Annotated in this window: 12 protein-coding genes and 1 pseudogene; 4 read left to right on the top strand and 9 right to left on the bottom strand. The window is 42.6% G+C overall.

The features are described 5' to 3' along the window. The first annotated feature begins 46 nt into the window (after positions 1-46). Positions 47-1,195 (top strand): cysteine desulfurase family protein, encoded by a 1,149-nt coding sequence (locus Q0L00_RS13310; RefSeq protein ID WP_297337373.1) that lies wholly within the window; start codon positions 47-49, stop codon positions 1,193-1,195. A 367-nt stretch (positions 1,196-1,562) separates the two neighbouring features. Here the strand turns inward: Q0L00_RS13310 and Q0L00_RS13305 are convergent, their stop codons facing one another. The 3 genes from Q0L00_RS13305 to Q0L00_RS13295 form a co-directional block, all read right to left on the bottom strand. Next, positions 1,563-2,153, bottom strand: a complete 591-nt coding sequence (locus Q0L00_RS13305; protein WP_297337372.1) for a nucleotidyltransferase family protein — start codon at positions 2,151-2,153, stop codon at positions 1,563-1,565. 73 nt (positions 2,154-2,226) lie between these two features. After that, on the bottom strand, positions 2,227-3,351 hold the full coding sequence (locus Q0L00_RS13300; protein ID WP_297337371.1) for an XdhC/CoxI family protein: 1,125 nt from the start codon (positions 3,349-3,351) through the stop codon (positions 2,227-2,229). Positions 3,352-3,367: 16 nt separating this feature from the next. Beyond that, positions 3,368-4,627 (bottom strand): sterol desaturase family protein, encoded by a 1,260-nt coding sequence (locus Q0L00_RS13295; RefSeq protein WP_297337370.1) that lies wholly within the window; start codon positions 4,625-4,627, stop codon positions 3,368-3,370. Between the two features lie 189 nt (positions 4,628-4,816). On the opposite strand from Q0L00_RS13295, the gene Q0L00_RS13290 reads away from it, so the two are divergent. Then, positions 4,817-5,299: a hypothetical protein gene (locus tag Q0L00_RS13290; RefSeq protein ID WP_297337369.1), complete on the top strand. Its 483-nt coding sequence runs from the start codon at positions 4,817-4,819 to the stop codon at positions 5,297-5,299. Between the two features lie 66 nt (positions 5,300-5,365). Here the strand turns inward: Q0L00_RS13290 and Q0L00_RS13285 are convergent, their stop codons facing one another. After that, complete coding sequence (locus tag Q0L00_RS13285; RefSeq protein ID WP_297337368.1) at positions 5,366-6,949, bottom strand: CHRD domain-containing protein; 1,584 nt, start codon at positions 6,947-6,949, stop codon at positions 5,366-5,368. Between the two features lie 206 nt (positions 6,950-7,155). Here Q0L00_RS13285 and Q0L00_RS13280 point away from each other — a divergent pair, with 206 nt between their 5' ends. Together Q0L00_RS13280 and Q0L00_RS13275 are read left to right on the top strand one after the other, a co-directional pair. Beyond that, positions 7,156-7,614, top strand: coding sequence for a hypothetical protein (locus tag Q0L00_RS13280; RefSeq protein ID WP_297337367.1), 459 nt, complete (start codon positions 7,156-7,158; stop codon positions 7,612-7,614). Positions 7,615-7,655: 41 nt separating this feature from the next. Then, a complete protein-coding gene (locus Q0L00_RS13275) occupies positions 7,656-9,467 on the top strand; it encodes an adenylate/guanylate cyclase domain-containing protein (protein WP_297337366.1) in 1,812 nt (603 codons plus the stop codon). Positions 9,468-9,603: 136 nt separating this feature from the next. Here Q0L00_RS13275 and Q0L00_RS13270 read toward each other — a convergent pair whose 3' ends face one another. The 5 genes and pseudogenes from Q0L00_RS13270 to Q0L00_RS13250 all read right to left on the bottom strand — a co-directional run. After that, entirely contained in the window at positions 9,604-10,491 is an 888-nt protein-coding gene (locus Q0L00_RS13270; protein WP_297337365.1) for a glycosyl hydrolase family 17 protein, read from the bottom strand. 5 nt (positions 10,492-10,496) lie between these two features. Continuing rightward, entirely contained in the window at positions 10,497-12,842 is a 2,346-nt protein-coding gene (locus tag Q0L00_RS13265) for an MFS transporter (RefSeq protein WP_297337364.1), read from the bottom strand. Positions 12,843-12,904: 62 nt separating this feature from the next. Continuing rightward, positions 12,905-14,167 carry a glycosyl hydrolase family 17 protein gene (locus Q0L00_RS13260; protein ID WP_297337363.1) on the bottom strand — a complete coding sequence of 421 codons (1,263 nt, stop codon included), beginning with the start codon at positions 14,165-14,167 and terminating at the stop codon, positions 12,905-12,907. Between the two features lie 35 nt (positions 14,168-14,202). Then, positions 14,203-15,948, bottom strand: coding sequence for a glycoside hydrolase family 3 N-terminal domain-containing protein (locus Q0L00_RS13255; protein ID WP_297337362.1), 1,746 nt, complete (start codon positions 15,946-15,948; stop codon positions 14,203-14,205). A gap of 21 nt (positions 15,949-15,969) precedes the next feature. Then, positions 15,970-17,036, bottom strand: a pseudogene (locus Q0L00_RS13250) (hypothetical protein); the annotation flags it as partial.

Genomic DNA, 17,036 nt, shown 5'->3' with positions numbered 1-17,036 from the left:
TTTTCATCTTTTCGAAGCTAGAGGAAGGAATTCTTATTTTCACCCCATGAATTATCCCATTTACCTGGATTATAATGCGACCACCCCTTGTGCGCCGGAAGTAATCGAAGCGATGATTCCTTATTTCGGAATGCACTTTGGTAACTCAGCAAGTAAAGCTCATCCTTATGGTTGGTTAGCAGAAAACGCCGTAGAAATGGCCCGTGAGCAACTGGCACAATTAATTGGAGCAAAGCCAAAAGAAATCATTTTTACCTCCGGGGCTACCGAATCCATAAATTTGGGGATCAAAGGAACCTTTGAAGCTTTTTTAGGTGAAAAGCAACATTACATCACCTGCAAAACTGAGCATAAAGCCGTATTAGATACCTTTTCGGAAATTCAAAAAAAGGGCGCCGAAGTCACCTATTTACCGGTTAATTCCCAAGGCGAAATCAGTTTGGAGGAATTGGAAAATGCCATCCTTCCCCATACCAAAATGATCTGTCTGATGTGGGCAAATAATGAGACAGGCCTGATTCATCGAATCCCTAAGATCGCTGAAATGGCTGAATCCAAACAGATTATTCTTTGTACTGATGCCGTGCAAGCCGCTGGAAAAATCCCGGTTTCCACTAAGGGAGTTCATCTCATGGCCCTCTCGGCACATAAACTTTATGGTCCTAAAGGGGTCGGTGCACTCTATGTCCGGCACAATCACGAATTACCCAAACCACTGGCCCAACTTCATGGTGGAGGTCACGAAAAAGGATTCCGAAGTGGAACGTTAAATGTCCCTGGAATTGTAGGTTTTGGAAAGGCAGCAGAACTACGCTCCCGGGAAATGGAGGCCGAAAGCCAACGACTCGAAAAGTTGCGTGATACCTTGGAAAGGATGATTTTGGCCATACCGGATACATTTTTGAATAGTAGTCAATTTAACCGTTTGCCTCATGTAACCAATATTGCCTTTGCAGGATTGGAAGGAGAGGAGCTGCTTAAACAAATCAACCAAAAAGTGGCGGTCAGTTCGGGTTCTGCTTGTAGTTCAATTTCTCCTAAACCCAGTCATGTCTTGCAAGAAATGGGATTAAATGCAGATTTAGGGAGGGCTTCGATTCGGTTTAGCCTAGGGAGATCGACAAGCAATGATGAAATTCAACAGGCTGCGGAATGGATTGAATCTGTAGTGACAAGGTTGCGTAAACTCAAGTAGAAGCTCCATCCTGTCGGGTATCTTTCCATGTACCAAGTTGTCTCAAATTTCCTATTGGGGAGTATATTTTTCCGATGGAATTCAAACTCATGGATCCTGTTCATGGACCAGGTCTTGGGTAGGGCAGGGTCCTTTTGAGAGTTAAGGGTCCTTTTGAGAGTTAGTTGTCTTGGCAGGTAGAATAAGGGGGAATTTATCCAAGGAAGAAGAAAAAAAGCTGCTGGAGGTAAGTGAAAGCCTCAAACAGAGTTGAGGAATCCATTTTACTTGATTCAAACCAAAGCATGAGGGTGAGTAGGGATCCACAGTGATCAAAGGATTGGATTTGGAGGAGTTGGTTAGTGAGATCGAATACCTTGTTTTGGTATCAAGCATTCCCGATTTTCAATTGATTCAAATCCGCTTCCGTATCCAAATCCACCGCGCCGAGTGGAAAGTCTACTTCATACACATCCAAACGATTTTTTAAAATAAGGCTCTTTGCTCCTTCAGATACCTTTAACGCAAGCATTTGCTCAAAATAGATTTGATCAAAAATTGCAGGAACTCCAACCGTTTTGGAATAGGCACAGGCCACCATTCCTTTTCTGGATTGCTCCTTTTCGAAAATCAGTTGATTGAGTAATTCAGCCGTTACATAAGGCTGATCACAAAGCATAAGAATTACCTGATCGGGATTTTCATGTTGGATCAAATACTGAAGGCCATGCTGCATACTGGAAGCCATTCCTTGTGTCCAATTTTCATTTATCACATACCGAGTTAGGCTTGAATTAAATCCTGACTTGATCAATTCAGGATTCCAACCCAGCACGACAACCCAGGAGTCTGCAGAACTATTTTGAGCCTCATCTATGGCTTTTTGAATTAAGGTTTTTCCCTGGAATTCAATTAATTGCTTTGGTCTACCTAAACGGGAAGATGAACCTGCTGCCAAAATGATAATTCCTGTATTCATTTCATTTGAGGTGAGTTAAACGTTCGGTTGAAATTTGCTAGCAGTCTCCTCCATGCTAATCCCCTGATTTAGGCTAGATTTTTTCTCCTAGTTCATGAATTGGACCCACTTTATCCCGGAGAAAAATGGGTTGCTTCTTGTTTAACACTGCCTTGATTTCTGCAAAAATGGAGAGTGCGATTTCTTGGGAAGTTTCTGCCCCAATTTCCAATCCAATTGGCGCATAAATAGACGCTGATGATACCTGAATGCCCTTGGATTCAAGTCGCTCAATAAGCTTTTCGGTTTTTTTCTTGGGCCCTAAAATTCCGATATAGGGGATCATCCAGGTCAGCAATCTTTGCAATACAATGACTTCATATTCAAAATTATGGGTCATCAATAAGGCTACCGTGTGTATATCGGTTTCGATTTGATCAAGGACTTCCTCTGCAGGACCGTGAATGATTTTTTTTGCTTGAGGAAACCGGGTAGGGGTAGCCAGGTTTTTTCTGCCATCAATCAGGATTAATTCCATCCCCAAGATTTGAGCAAGTTCAGCTACCGGTAGGGTATCATTTCCCGCTCCGAAAAGTAAAACTCGGATAGCGGGCTTGATTTGCTCAAAAAATACAGAAATCCCTCCTTGATCCTGATAGGTAATTATTTGATTATGAGCTTGTTCAATGAATTGAATTTCATGCTTAAGTTGTAACCAAAGAGGAGGATCCACTTTTTCGGGCGACCCAAATTCTTGATTTCCTTTCTTTAGGAAGACCGTTCCAATTTGTTCTGATTTAGATCTGGGAATGGAAAAAAGCGTAAGGAGAAGACAAGTCTGCCGGTCCTTTACTGCCTCAATGATCAATTCAATGGGGTTTTTTGGATTGGCATATTCAATGGGTTCAATCAACACATGGATGATTCCATTACAGCCCAGTCCAACCCCGAATTTCTGATCATCCTCATCGGTGGTATCGTAGGTGACAAGCATGGATTTTTGCTGAAAGATCACGGTTTGAGCCTTTCGTAGCGCATCCCCTTCCAAGCAACCTCCACTGATCGCTCCAGTTAAATTCCCCTCATTTGTCACGAGCATTCTGGCCCCTGGCCGACGATAGGCAGAGCCCTCTACTTTGACCACTGTGGCTAAGGCCACTGGCAAATTTTCAGCTTTGCAACTTTGATAGGCTTGGATAATCTGTAGTAGTTCTTTCATGCGCTAATAGGTGATTTTAATTGGCAAGCTGCCATTTTTCTTTCCGGTATGAAAACCAAATGGAACATAAGGCCGACAAAGTCAGGTAGACCACAAAAATAGACACCGATCCTGGCAAAAAATTACTCAATCCAAACCAATCTCCGGTGGTTACAAGAAAGAATCCCGCGTAAAAAAATTTTAGTAATTCCCAGGCCCAAGCATAGGGGTTTCGATCCATTAATTCGGTGTAGGCATAAATGGTCAAAAAGATAAATCCACCAAAATAAAAAATCCCTGGTGAGGCGATTTCAGCTAAGTTTCCAAACAAATAGCTGAGCAGCAACAGTAGCGCAATTAATTGACTGAAGCTCCAAATCAACATGCCTTTGGTTAGCTCAGGATTGTATTTTTCAAAATGGTACACATCCTCAATTTTACTGATGGGGTATTTTTCTGCTACATCAGCAGGTCGCCATCCCAAAGGTTTAAACCAAATGGTAACTTTATCCGACCAGCTTTTTGCTCTCCAAGCATCCTTTAGCAGCTGCCAAAAATGCATAAAATTGATTTTAATAGGATTCCAAGTCCGGACCGGTCGGGTAACCCCATAAACGGCTGGAACACTTTCTTTTTCCTGTTGAAAAGTCCCAAACCATTTGTCCCAAAAGATAAAAATCTGCCCGTAGTTTTTGTCCAAATATTCTGGATTGATGGCATGATGAACCCGGTGGTGGGATGGAGTGACGATGATTTTTTCCAAAAATCCCAGTTGTCCAATGTGACGGGTATGGTACCAAAATTGAGCAAATAAATGTAAGGGGCCTACTACTGCGATCACCTCAGTAGGCACTCCCAAAACCGCTGCCGGCAATAAAAACACGGCGAAAATCTTGACGATGGAAGCAATGCTTTGACGAAGTGCACAGGCCAAATTGAACTCCTCCGAACTGTGATGGATTATGTGATTATTCCAAAAAATATTGTATTCATGGGCAATCCGATGGGTCCAATAACCGGCAAAATCCAAGGCAAAAAAGGCGATAAGGTAAACCAACCAAGTGCTTTGGATATCAATTAGGCTCACGCGGTCATAAAACCATTGATAAGATAAAATAACAATACTCAAGCCTAACACATCCTTGGTCACATTGGTCATGCCGGAACTCAAACTCGAAATCATGTCCTTGAGTGGAACCGTGTCATTTCCCTTCCAAAGGCCCCAGAATTTTTCAAGCAGGACCAATAGAAAAAAGGCCGGCATGGCGATCAATAGTATTTTCCCGTAAGCTTCCATTTTGGGTTCATTTGTTAATAAACTTAGGGATTTGAGCTAGCATCTTCAATAGATTTTGATCAATGGGTTTAATAAATTGATTTAGCGCAATTTTCCCTGAATAGCTTAATTTTGTGGCGCAATAGAAAATTCTTTGATTGAGAATTCTAATGCCATTTCGTTTTTTGCTCATTCAACCGTTAAAAATTCATGCAGTTCCCCAGCTTGGCTCAACTTAAAAAGGAATTAAGCCTTTTACCTGAAAAGGAATTAATCCATCTCATTGCTGATTTGGCCAAATTCAGTCGAGAGAACAAGGCCTTTCTTTTTTTTAAACTCCAGGAGAAGGAAAATCCTGGTCTTTTTCTGGAAATGGTCAAAGAGGAATTGGATACTGAATTTCAAAAAAGTAATGTCAACCAGGCTTATTACGCAAAAAAATCGGCTCAAGCCATCCGACGAAAATTGAATAAAATGCTCAAATTGAGCAAAAAAAAGGAAGATCAAATCGAGGCAATACTATACTTCTGTGAGCAACTCAAAGAGTATGGCTACTTGCAGTTTAAGTACCCAGTGATTGATAATTTATACCAAATACAGCTAGAGAAAGCCAAAAAGCTGATCTTGGGTTTGCATGAAGATTTACAATATGATTTTGAAATCAGACTTCAGGGGTTGGAGAAACTGGATTAATCCTTTTTAGAAATAAAAAAAGCCCGGTCCAATGGACCGAGCCTTCCCAAACTAACTAACCATCTATTAATTCACATTACTTCCGATGTTTCCTTGGGCGGCTAGTATTGCTAATTGCTCCATGGACAGGTGTACATTGACATAGCCGTCAAATTCCAATATTTCGCTGTAGGTAATCACTGAATCATCATCCAATGCTCTAATATGGGTCATACTCATGCCGGTGGTCCCATCTATCGGATTGAAGGTAACCGCAATATCCCCTCCTTCTTCAGCGCTGTTTTCGTGGATATGGGCAGGATGTGAAGCTCCATCCACTGTGTTTTCCAATTCGATAATTGCCAAGGTACTTCCGTCTTTTCGTTCCCTAAAGGTTGCCGTTCCGCTTACTCCGGGAATATCCACTTCCATTAAATTGTAGGTGGTTGATTCACCGGTTAATTCATTGGATCCAATATCTCCTTGAGCCACGATAGTTCCCAATTCCTCCATAGACAAATGGACATTGATGTAGCCATTAAAATCCAATACCTCATTGTATGTCAGCGGTGTTTCATCATCCAACATGGATACATTTGTTTTACTGATTCCGGTAGCTCCATCCACGGAGTTGAAGGTGAATGCGATAGCACCGCTTTCCACGGCGGAATTAAAATGGATGTGAGCGGGATGCATTCCATCTTCTGGGGTATTCATTAATCGAATTTCTGCAAGGGCTTCCCCGTTTACTCGCTCAAAAAAAGTAGCTGTTCCTGAAATACCATCTACATCTCTTTCTCCTAGGGTATATTCCTTTGATTCTCCAGTAAGTTCATTTTGCCCAATATCACCTTGAGCCACAATCGTTCCTAATTCTTCAGCAGAAAGGTGCACATTGATATAGCCATCAAAATCCAGCAATTGATCGTAGCTGATGGAAGAATCATCGTCAAGCATCGCGATGTTGGTCATGCTTCTACCTGTACTTCCATCAACTGGGTTGAACGAAACGGCAATGTCTCCACCTTCAGCAGCGGTATTAAAGTGAATATGGGCTGGGTGCATTCCATCTTCTGGAGTATTCATCAACCTGATGTCTACCAGCGTTTCCCCATTTACCCGCTCTCTAAATGTTGCTGTTCCACTAATTCCAGCTACATCAACTTCTCCCAAATCATAGGTTTTGCTCTCTCCGGTCAGTACATTTTCCCCGATGTCTCCTTGAGCAAGTAGCGTTCCCAGGTCATTCATGGAATTATGAACATTGATGTACCCGTCATAGGCGATCAACTCAGAGTAGGAGGCAGGTGTGCCGTCATCCCATGAATCCACCGTAATGGAACTCATTCCGGTATTTCCATCCACCACACCAAGAGTCAAGACAATATCTCCACCCTCGGCGGCCGTATTCATGTGAATATGTGCCGGGTGCATCCCCCCTGAGGAGGTATTTGACAACATCAGATTGATTGTGGTCGTATTGTCATCATTTTCAATAAACTCTGCTGTTCCTGAGATGGAAGGGTCAGAGACCGAGCCCAGCTGGAAAGTCGTTTCATTTCCGGTTGGCATCGGTGCAGGCATCATGGGTTCTTCGTTGTTGTCACAAGCGAAAAACAATCCAGAGAAGAGCAGAAGCAATCCTCCAAAAATTTGTTTGTTGTACTTCATAATAGTTAGTGTTTTAGATAATAACAGTTAGGTTGACATTGATCACTTTGATCCCTATGCCATAGAATTACGCAGTGAACAGGAAGCTTGGATTGACTGATTTTTAAAAAAAAGAGGAGGAAGCCGTAAAAAAATTTAATTCCGCATTTTTATGTAGTTGATATTATATTTTTTGTATTTTAACACAGTAATAACTAAAAATAAGTATGCCTAGAAATGTAATGATCAACCTGTCGATCCAAATCGAGGATCTTTTCAATGGAGGTATTTTAGATAACCTGTGCGAAGTTAAAGATGACAACGGGGGTTCGTATCCGGGTGGATCAAATAGGGGAAAGCCAGCCGAATTCACCTCAAAGGTATACGGTGCAAATAAAGTGACTTGGAAATTTGATTTTGAAGGAATCAACAGTGAGTTTTTCAGAGTCATCGAAGCTGAAATTATTGCCCCAAATGGTCCTCAGATTTTTTCAGTTTATCCGCTCAGAAGTAACGGAAATAACATTTCAGGAAAGCTTAATGAGTCAATTGGTCAGGACGTGGAAGTCAAGTATGACATTTCATTTAGAGTAAAAAGAATTCAAACCCATGTGGAAAAAACATTCATCATTGATCCAAAATTAAAAATCAATCCTTCGCCATTTGTCGAGGAAGAACATCAATGAAAATACGGGGCCTGGTAGGGATAATAGGAGTTTTTTTGCTCATGATTAAACTTGAGCATGCTGTGGCTCAAGATCAGAAAAAAGCCGATAGCCTCCTTTTGGAACTTGAAAAGTATCCCAAAAGGGGGCAGACAGATACTCTTCGCCTTTACCTGTTGTCCAATATTTCATTTAATCATAATGACCCCGACAGTGCGCTTTTTTATGCCCAAATGCTTACTGAAGAAGCTTTGGAGCAGAATCTTTCCAAATGGATATTTTCAGGGTATTTTAATCAAGGTTCGGTTCAGCGTCTTTTGGGAAATTTGGATTTGGCTTCTCAGAATTTTTTCAAAAGTCTGGAATATACCCAAGACTTCAGTAATTTCAATCAGAAGGGAAAAGCCTACCTGGCCATAGCTGACGTGTATTCGATCTCTGGCGTACACCAAAATTCTGTCGATTACTACCGAAATGCCATCGATATATTTCTGCAAACGGGCGATGAAACCTCTCTGGCTACGGCTTATTTGAATATCGGAGATGAGTTCTTTAGCGAAGATCAATACGACTCAGCTATTTATTACTTTGAAAAATCCGAAGTCATTTTCGAAAAAATAAACTACCTCACCGGAAAAGCTTATAACCTGGGAAATTTGGGGATGGTTTATGCTAAACTAGGCCAAAACCCACAAGCCGAAGTAAATTTCAACCAAGCAGTGGAATTACTTCAATCCATGGAAGACTATTATCCCATTTCAGTGTATAATGGATATATGGCCGAAATTTACGCGGCCCAGCAAAACTATCCTGCAGCGATTCGCTATGCTTCAAGAAGCCATTCCATTGCTGAAAAATTTGGATTTAAAGAACAGATCAGAGATGCCAGTGAGAAACTTGCCGAATACTTTGAGAAAACGGGGAATTTGGCTGATGCCTACCGGTTTTTTAAAAAATACGCAGCCTATAAGGACAGCCTAAATAATTTGAAAGCGATTCAAGAATTGGCGGATCTTCGAACAAACCTGGAGGTGTCTCAGAAGCAGGCTGAAGTGGAGCTTTTAGAGAAAGAATCGGAACTTAATTTATTAAAAACCAAGCGACAAGAAGTGTTACTTTACAGTACGGGAGGTTTGTTCCTTTTCGCAGGAATTATTGCTGTAGGAGTTTTTAAAAAATATAGGTATGAGCGTAAAACCAAACAAATCATTGAAACTGAAAAAGATCGCTCAGAAAAATTGCTACTCAATATTCTTCCAGCCAATATTGCCACCGAGCTTAAGGAAAATGGAAAAGTAAAAGCTCGAAAATATGAGGCTGTCACCGTCATGTTTACCGATTTTAAAAACTTCACCAAGGCCTCGGAGGATTTGGATCCTGAATTGATCGTACAAAGCATCGATTATTATTTTAGTAAGTTTGATGAAATCGTAGAAAAGCACGGCCTGGAAAAAATCAAAACCATCGGAGATGCTTACATGTGTGCAGGGGGGATCCCTATTCCCAATACCACCCATGTGATGGATGCCATCCATGCAGCCAAGGAAATGTGCAATTTAGTTCGCTCAAACCCCCTTTCCCAGGTACATCGGTTTGAAATGCGAATCGGTATTCATACTGGACCGGTGGTTGCTGGGATCGTTGGAATCAAAAAATGGCAATATGATATCTGGGGGGATACGGTTAACATTGCATCCCGGTTAGAATCTAGTTCTGAACCCGGCAGGATAAATATTTCAGAACACACGTATGGATTAATTGGAGATCAGGTAGCTTGTCAATACCGAGGAAAAATAGACATCAAAAATCATGGAGCCATTGAAATGTACTTTTTGAAAGAAAACAACCCTGATGCCTTATTGACCACCCTTTAAGTCGATTTTTTGACTGGTTGACTTGTTCCGATGAGCAAAGACTAACGATTTAACCTAAAAAAAGCCCTTCGATTCCAGTTAAAATTAACCGAATCAAAGGGTTAAGAGCACCTGTTTTTAACCAGCTCCGTTTTCTTTATCCATATTTTAGCCGTTCATTCTTATCCCAAATTCCCCAATAAGCCCCGACATCACCTTCTGCGCCCACTTTCCAGGATTCATCAAAAGAAGAGAAATAAAAGATATCCACTGAATCTATTTTGGACCAAGTTTGGGTATTGATGAAGTATTTTAGAAAGTTTTCCGCCGATGGAACAGCCCCATATAGCGGTGAGCCTTGACTGGGCCATCCAGTCTCGGTAATAATGACTTTTTTGCCCTGTCCAGCTTTAAGGGCCCGATTATACATATCCTTGATATACAGTAGCGAATAATCCAAGGCACAGCCCTCCCAGTACGGGTAGCAATTGGCCAAAATTACATCACAGGCCTCCGTGATCCTGGGTTTTCGTTCAAACTCATAGTAGGCATCGACATAACCTACCACGGTTTTGGGCAACTCTTTTTTCACCCGATACATAAAATCGAGCAATTCCTCCTCTGAGAGGTCTTTACGGTACATCACCTCATTACCTACCGCCGCAATATCCACATATCCCTCATTTGCCAACTTGATCAGGCCTTGAATTTCTTCTTGATTGATTTGGTTATCTTTTCCCAACCAGGCACCAACCAGGGTTTTCATGCCTAATTCTTTGGCAAGGATAGGAATCAATTCATTTCCTTGGGTACAAGAAAAGGATCGCACCCATTGGGTATGGGGTTGAATGATTTTTAGCCTGCGACGTACCTGTTCTTCGGTCAGGGTATCTCCGGGCTGTTGTCCTTCCAGGTAAGGGCTGAAACAGATACCATGCATGCCTTCCCGAAGCAATTCATGGAATGAGTTGGTCAATTCTTGAATGGATAATCCTTGAAGATTTTTCCCGGCAAGTGCCAAAACTTGGTCAGCGTTAAATGACATAGGAATTAGTATTTTAAGTTTTCGTTTTTATCCCAGATGCCCCAGCTTTGTCCCACCTCACCCTCGTGATGTACTTTCCAAGGCTCATCGAAGGAAGAGAAGGTAAACATCGCAATTCCATTTTCTTGGGCCCATTGATTGGAAGCAATGATGTATTTCATGGCATTTTCAGTTGAAGGAGTTGCCGCATGCATCGATTCGCCCGAATCCGGCCAGCCCGTCTCCGTTACGATTACCGTTTTTCCTTTGGCTGCATTTTTTGCCATTTCAACCATTTTTTCTAGGTAAACAGGAGCCTGATCGATATTAGAGCCTTCCCAGAAGGGATAGCAGTTGGCCAAAACCAAATCACAGGCCTCGACTAGTTCAGGTCGCTGAGCGAGTTGGAAATAGGTGTCGATATAACTCACTGGCACCTCAGGAATTGATTTTTTCACTTCATTTAAGTAGTCCAAAACCTCCTTTTCGGTCAGTTCATTTCGAAGTAGCACTTCATTGCCTACCACAGCCATATCAACCCAGCCTTCTTTGGCCAATTGAACCAAAGAGCTGATTTCTGCTTTGTTTTTGGATGGATCCGTGCCCAGCCAAGCACCCACCATGGTTTTTAAGCCTTTTTCCCTTGCTATTTTGGGGATGAGTTCATTGCCGTCGGTACAGGAAAAGGAGCGTACCCACTGGGTGTAGGGAGCAATGATTTCCATTCTTCGTCTGATTTGCTCCTCAGTTAAGATATCTCCTATATTTTGACCTTGGAGGTAGGGACTAAAGCAAAGTCCGTGAAATCCACGGGTTAGCGTTTGGTCAAACATGCCTTTGATTTGGGAAATCGACTTACCCTCGAATTTACTTTGGTAAGTGGCAACTGTCCTTTTATCGACTTCAGAAAGCCAAATCGGTTTTCCTTCCTGATAGGAGGTATAAGTGATTTGAGGTGCTGCTTTTTTGGCCTTTCTTTTCTCCAGTTCTGCCCGAATCTCATTTGCCCGCGCCTCATCCACATCGTAGTCATGCATCAGGTACATGGCAGCTAGGGTACCGAGCATGGGAAGTCCTGAGAAAAATAACCTCAAGCCATCTACGGCACCTTCGGGCTGAATGGCAGCATTGCCATCAAATCCTACTACCGATAAAATTACTCCGCTTAGTCCACCGGCAATAGCGAACCCAAACTTGACCATATACCAATATATTGCACCGAAGACACCTTCACGCCGCACTCCATAGTTCAATTCGTCCAAATCGATCACATCGGCAGTCATGGACATCATTAATACAAAAAGACTCCCAATTCCAAACGAATGAAAAGGAAGAGAGAAAATGAACATCCACGGTTTTCCCGGAACAAAAAGAAACCATAACGAGGCATAACCGACTAAGGCAATGCCTTGAGAAACCATAAATGCATTCTTTTTACCGATTTTTTTGGACATCGAAGCCACAATTGGAATCACAATAAAGGTAGTGACCAAGGCCCCAACACTTCCAAAAATAGGTGTCCAGTAACCTGCTGCGCCCGCATCGCCATTAAACAAGTGCCAAACCACGATAAAAAAGACAAAGCCGGCTACGGTATTAAAGGCATTGAAAATAAAAAAAGTTGAAATACAGAGTTTTCGAAATGGAGTGGAAGAAAAAGCTTCTTTGAACCCTTTGATGATTTGAGCAACACTGGCACCGATGGAATGAAAGGTCAGTGGAGAAAAGTTTTCATTTTTGGTGGACTTACTTGAAATAAAAATCGCGGGAATCATGGCGCAAAAGGCAAAAATCACGCCTACCCAAACGGCTAATTCTCTAGTGGCAGCCTCAGGGCTTGGAAACCAGCTGGGATCATACATAATGACCCAAAACCAAGGGGCGATTACCCATGCCCACTGACCAATCCATTGAGCAATGGCCATGATTTGTGTTCGCTCATGAAAGTCCTCACTCATCTCATAACCCATCGCCACATACGGAACACTGAAAATGGTCAATCCGATATAGAAGGCAAACGAACCGAATAGAAAATAGATAAAATTATAGTTCACACTGTTTTCTCCATAAAGTTGCCACATGACCGAGAACGTAATTCCCATGACCATAGCACCCAGAAAAACATATTGCCGCCTTCTTCCCCAAACCGATTTGGTGTTATCGGAGATAAAGCCCATAATGGGATCGGTGACTGCATCAAGGACCCGGGGAAGAAAATAGACCATTCCCCACATCCACCCTGGGAATCCTAGATTCTGCACCAGCACCACCATAAATATCCCAAGGGAAGCGGGGAACATCTGATTGGCTAGCATCCCGACTCCGAAGGCTATTTTCTGTCCCATGGGGACTGTATTTGACCTAGTTGACATGGTTAATGGGGGTTAAAGATTAGACGCCTGAGAAATTTTTACCATCTGAGAGTTACTTGAATTTAGTGTGCAGGAGGGGCCAAAACATCTTGAAGTAGACGCTCTTTATTTCCGTTATACGTTTTGACAATAGGATTTCCGTCTCGGGTAAGGCCTTTGAAAATTCCCTGGTCGACCAAATCCCAAAGCGCATATTTCGCTTCTCCTTTCAATCCGAAAAGGCCAAAATGATTTTCTGAACCGATTGGGTTACCCGCATCCTTCCACTGCTCGTTGAATGCTTCGAAATAGAAAAGAGAAATCCCTTTTTGGTTGGTCCATTTTCGCATGTGTTGATAATACAGCGCTTGCTTATATTCGTCTGCAGCTTTGGAACCCTGGGGTCCATAAAAGCCGTCGGATAGACTAGCCCAGCCGGTTTCTCCGATATGAATGGGTTTATCCACACCGATGCTTTTCATGTAATTTGCCACCGAATCGTATTGAGAGATGGCAAAATCCCGTGCCCGGAGCATGGCTTGATCAACTTTTTCAATCGGGGAAAGCTTCGATTCTTCTAGGGGAACTCTCCAAAAATCAGGATTGTAGTGGCTATTGTGATAAGGGTAAGTATGAATAGAAATGTAATCAACCGCTTGGGCTAGCTTCTTAAGATCTTCGGTGTGATAACTTGGATCCCCTCCGCCCCAAGAGGAAAAATCATCTGAACTGGTGATCCAAAGGTCTTTTGGAAGGTCTCCGGCTGCTTTCAAGGCTTGCAGGTGATTTACCCATTTGAGAATCACATCCGGCTGGACAAAATAACTGGTAGCCCATTTGACCATGGCTTCATTTCCTACAGCTAGGATTTTGACGATCTCTGGATAGCTGTTGGCCAAAGCCACGGCACGAGCTATTTCTTGGGCATTCTGTTCACTTTCTACCCCATGGTCTGGCTCCAAATCCGTCCAGGCATTTTTACAATCCATCCAGGCACCAAGCATGACATACATCTCAAAATCTTCCTCTTCCTTACTCAATTCTTGAATGGCTTTTAAAAGCGTAGCCGCATGAGCGAGCTGTACATTGTAGGTTCTCACGAGTTTAATTCCCATGGCCGATAAGATTTTTAAATCTTCCTTGAGCTGATCGACAGACGGCTGTATATCCCGAGATCGTTCTCGATAGCCTTCAAATGAGATAGCCAAATAGGCAGGGTTTCCTAAGATTTCTTTTGCGGTCACTTCTGTTGATTTTTCGATTTGAAGTTCTGTTGATTTTTCGTTGCAAGAAAAGCTAGCCATCAAGACAAGTGCGGCCAGGGCTTTTGTATGGATCGTTCTCATGCTTAAAGTGTGGATTAGCGACGGTTTATAGAGCATTAAGTAGACTTTTGGTAAGACAACCCGTATCCGATTGGAAAAAGGGGATTAACCGATTTGTCCCAAAAATTAGGACCATACTTTCCCTGATAATCTTGCTCAGATTTTGGCCAGGAATGTGGAAGTGTTCCTTTGAAATCGGCCAAGCCAAAGAGTAATTCAGCGATTCCATCTCCTTCAGAACCGGGAAGCCAAGCGGCAACAAAGGCATCGCTTTGCTCAATCTGTTGGGTGGTCACCAGGGGTCTGCCGGAAATCAACACCACGACGGTTTTGATTCCTTTTTCGGTATAGGTTTTATGATAATTTTGCTGTTCTTGGGTCAAACTGAGTTGAAATAAGTCCATCTCGCCACCCACATCTCCAAAAAATTCTGCATACGGATTTTCACCGATTACGATAATCGCCACATCCACGTTATCCATTGCTGCTTTTCCATTCGGATCATAGCGAACTTGGTGATGCGCGAATTTTTTGATTCCGTCCAAAATAGTAGTTGCACCCGCATAGTTTTTGGAAGTTCCTTGCCAGGTTAAGGTCCAGCCTCCTGATTGTAATCCACTATTGTTCCCAAAGGGACCTACGACAACGATTCTAGAAGACGGATTTAGGGGCAAAGTCTGATTTTCATTTTTCAGTAGAACCAAAGATTCCCGAACAGCCTGTCGGGCTATTTTTCGATGCTCTGGAATTCCGATTTTAGAAATTAGACCCTTATCCGGAAAGGGATTTTCGAATAAACCGAATCGGAATTTCTGCCTCAGAATCCTCCGAACCGCATCATTGATTCGATCTTCTGAGACAGTTCCATTCAATACAGCCAATCGGACCCCTTCTTGAAACTCTTCCAGGTCCCCATCAACAGCCATGACCATGTCTATGCCTGCCTTGATGATGTCGTTTTGTCCAAATCGGGAATAGGCCTTCCAATCTGAAACTACCATGCCTTGAAAATCAAGTTCCCCTTTCAGCATATCGGTAATCATCGCCTGGTGAGCATGCATAGAAATCCCGTCCAGAGTATTAAATGAAGCCATGATGGATCCAACACCTGATTGTACTGCGGCTTGATAGGGAGGAAGAAGCCGTTGGATGACTTCGGCTCTGCTCAGTGTGGTGCTGCCCCCTTCCAGTCCGAAATCAGTTGCCCCGTCTCCGATAAAATGCTTTGCAGTGGCCATCACTCCAATCTTTCCATTGTAGCCTTGATGACCTTTGACTGAAGCTCTTGTTAACCGAGTAGTCAGTTCTGTATTTTCTGAGAAGGCTTCATAGACCCGACCCCACTTTTCATTCATGGGTATGGCCACGCAGGGCGAAAAAACCCAGTTGAATCCAGTGGCTTGGGCTTCCACAGCCGTAATAGCTGCCGCTTTTTCTACTAAGTCCGAATTTGCTGCTGCCCCTAAGCCGATATTATGGGGAAAAATCGTTGCGCCTTCAAACGTGTTTTGTCCATGAACTGCATCCACTCCGATAAGCAAGGGGATTTTTAATCGGGTAGATAGCGCTAGTTTTTGAAGTGCTCTGAATTTGGCTTGCCACCCTTCTGCGTCTTCTCCCGGGTTTGGTCCTTCGGTATGGATTACCGATCCGATCAAATGGGTTTTAATGGCAGCAGGCATACCTTCATCAAAATGTCGGACCTGACTCATTTGCCCTATTTTTTCAGACAGCGTCATTTGAGTAAGCAGTGCTTCAACGTGTTGGGCTAGCTGTTGATTAGGTGTCCTTTTCTTTTTCATTGGAATCTTTAGAAAGTAGGTTTATTTGAGCATTGCCTCATTTACATGCACCAATAGTTTTTTGACAGCTCCATTCCGCCTAAAAATTTGTTCACTTAAGTTTTCATCTAGACTTAAGGTTTCTACTTGGATCGGTTTAATTCCCTCGTCCAAAATTGCTTCAATGGAATTTTGAGTACTGAGTTTGTACTCGATGGGAACTTGGCAAAAGGTAAAGCAAAGTGAATTTTCTGAAATGGGAGTTTTTACGAAGTTTCCTTGGACATCCACATACTCAAAAATTTGAACTTCAGTCAAAAACTCTGATTTTTTGAGCATAAATGGATGAAAAACAAGTTTTCCCTCCTCGATGGAGACACCCAACTCACCCAATCTGCAGAGAATATCCTCCTTGACCTGACCAGTCATCCCAGGTTGTTGGGCCCCTTTACCCGCTGGCGTATGAGAGTAGGGGTCAGTCGGAAAAGCCCCGTAAACTTTAGGAGACTTATGCACGCCAATGCCTTCATTGATTTGATAATAATGCCCAATCAACCGATCGAGTATGGCTTGGGAGGCATTCTCCTCAAAGGCTTTTTTACAGCACTCGTAAACAGCCAGTTGGAGCTTAGAAACCATGTGCCAATAAATTGATCCCAAGCCTTCATATCCGTAGAAAGTACCCGAACGACCCGTAAAAGCCTTATGATTAAACACCGCTTCGAAAACCTGGAATACTTCCTTTTTATCGGCAGGATTTACCGAGAATTGATCCGGGTCCAAAGCATTTAAAGCTTCTGACAAGTCACGCGCATTTTTGAAACTCCCGTTGAAATGATAATCTCCTTGAACATCCTGCTCAAGGATGCTTGTGTTATTTTTTTCAAGCAATTGGGTTAAAAGTGGAGATTGGGTCACCGCTGTTTTAGGGATGGTGTTTTTCTCCAAAAAGCCCAATAACTCTTTATTGGGATATAACAGATAACTATTTTGATCTTCCCGGTACAAGGCACTATTTCTCAAGCTATCGAGTGTAAAAAGCGTTTCCTGATCACTTAAACCGCAATTATGCAATAGGAATAGTAAAGTTTCCCAAAATCTTTGAAAGG

Source organism: Algoriphagus sp., assembly GCF_024305035.1.
In the GTDB taxonomy this organism is placed as follows: domain Bacteria; phylum Bacteroidota; class Bacteroidia; order Cytophagales; family Cyclobacteriaceae; genus Algoriphagus.
This window is presented reverse-complemented; position numbering and strand designations above follow the sequence as displayed.

Excerpts from the sequence above, each read along its gene's own strand:
- Q0L00_RS13310 (WP_297337373.1), top strand. The coding sequence starts at position 47 with ATGAATTATCCCATTTACCTGGATTATAATGCGACCACCCCTTGTGCG.
- Q0L00_RS13305 (WP_297337372.1), bottom strand. The coding sequence starts at position 2,153 with ATGAATACAGGAATTATCATTTTGGCAGCAGGTTCATCTTCCCGTTTA.
- Q0L00_RS13300 (WP_297337371.1), bottom strand. The coding sequence starts at position 3,351 with ATGAAAGAACTACTACAGATTATCCAAGCCTATCAAAGTTGCAAAGCT.
- Q0L00_RS13295 (WP_297337370.1), bottom strand. The coding sequence starts at position 4,627 with ATGGAAGCTTACGGGAAAATACTATTGATCGCCATGCCGGCCTTTTTT.
- Q0L00_RS13290 (WP_297337369.1), top strand. The coding sequence starts at position 4,817 with ATGCAGTTCCCCAGCTTGGCTCAACTTAAAAAGGAATTAAGCCTTTTA.
- Q0L00_RS13285 (WP_297337368.1), bottom strand. The coding sequence starts at position 6,949 with ATGAAGTACAACAAACAAATTTTTGGAGGATTGCTTCTGCTCTTCTCT.
- Q0L00_RS13280 (WP_297337367.1), top strand. The coding sequence starts at position 7,156 with ATGCCTAGAAATGTAATGATCAACCTGTCGATCCAAATCGAGGATCTT.
- Q0L00_RS13275 (WP_297337366.1), top strand. The coding sequence starts at position 7,656 with ATGATTAAACTTGAGCATGCTGTGGCTCAAGATCAGAAAAAAGCCGAT.
- Q0L00_RS13270 (WP_297337365.1), bottom strand. The coding sequence starts at position 10,491 with ATGTCATTTAACGCTGACCAAGTTTTGGCACTTGCCGGGAAAAATCTT.
- Q0L00_RS13265 (WP_297337364.1), bottom strand. The coding sequence starts at position 12,842 with ATGTCAACTAGGTCAAATACAGTCCCCATGGGACAGAAAATAGCCTTC.
- Q0L00_RS13260 (WP_297337363.1), bottom strand. The coding sequence starts at position 14,167 with ATGAGAACGATCCATACAAAAGCCCTGGCCGCACTTGTCTTGATGGCT.
- Q0L00_RS13255 (WP_297337362.1), bottom strand. The coding sequence starts at position 15,948 with ATGAAAAAGAAAAGGACACCTAATCAACAGCTAGCCCAACACGTTGAA.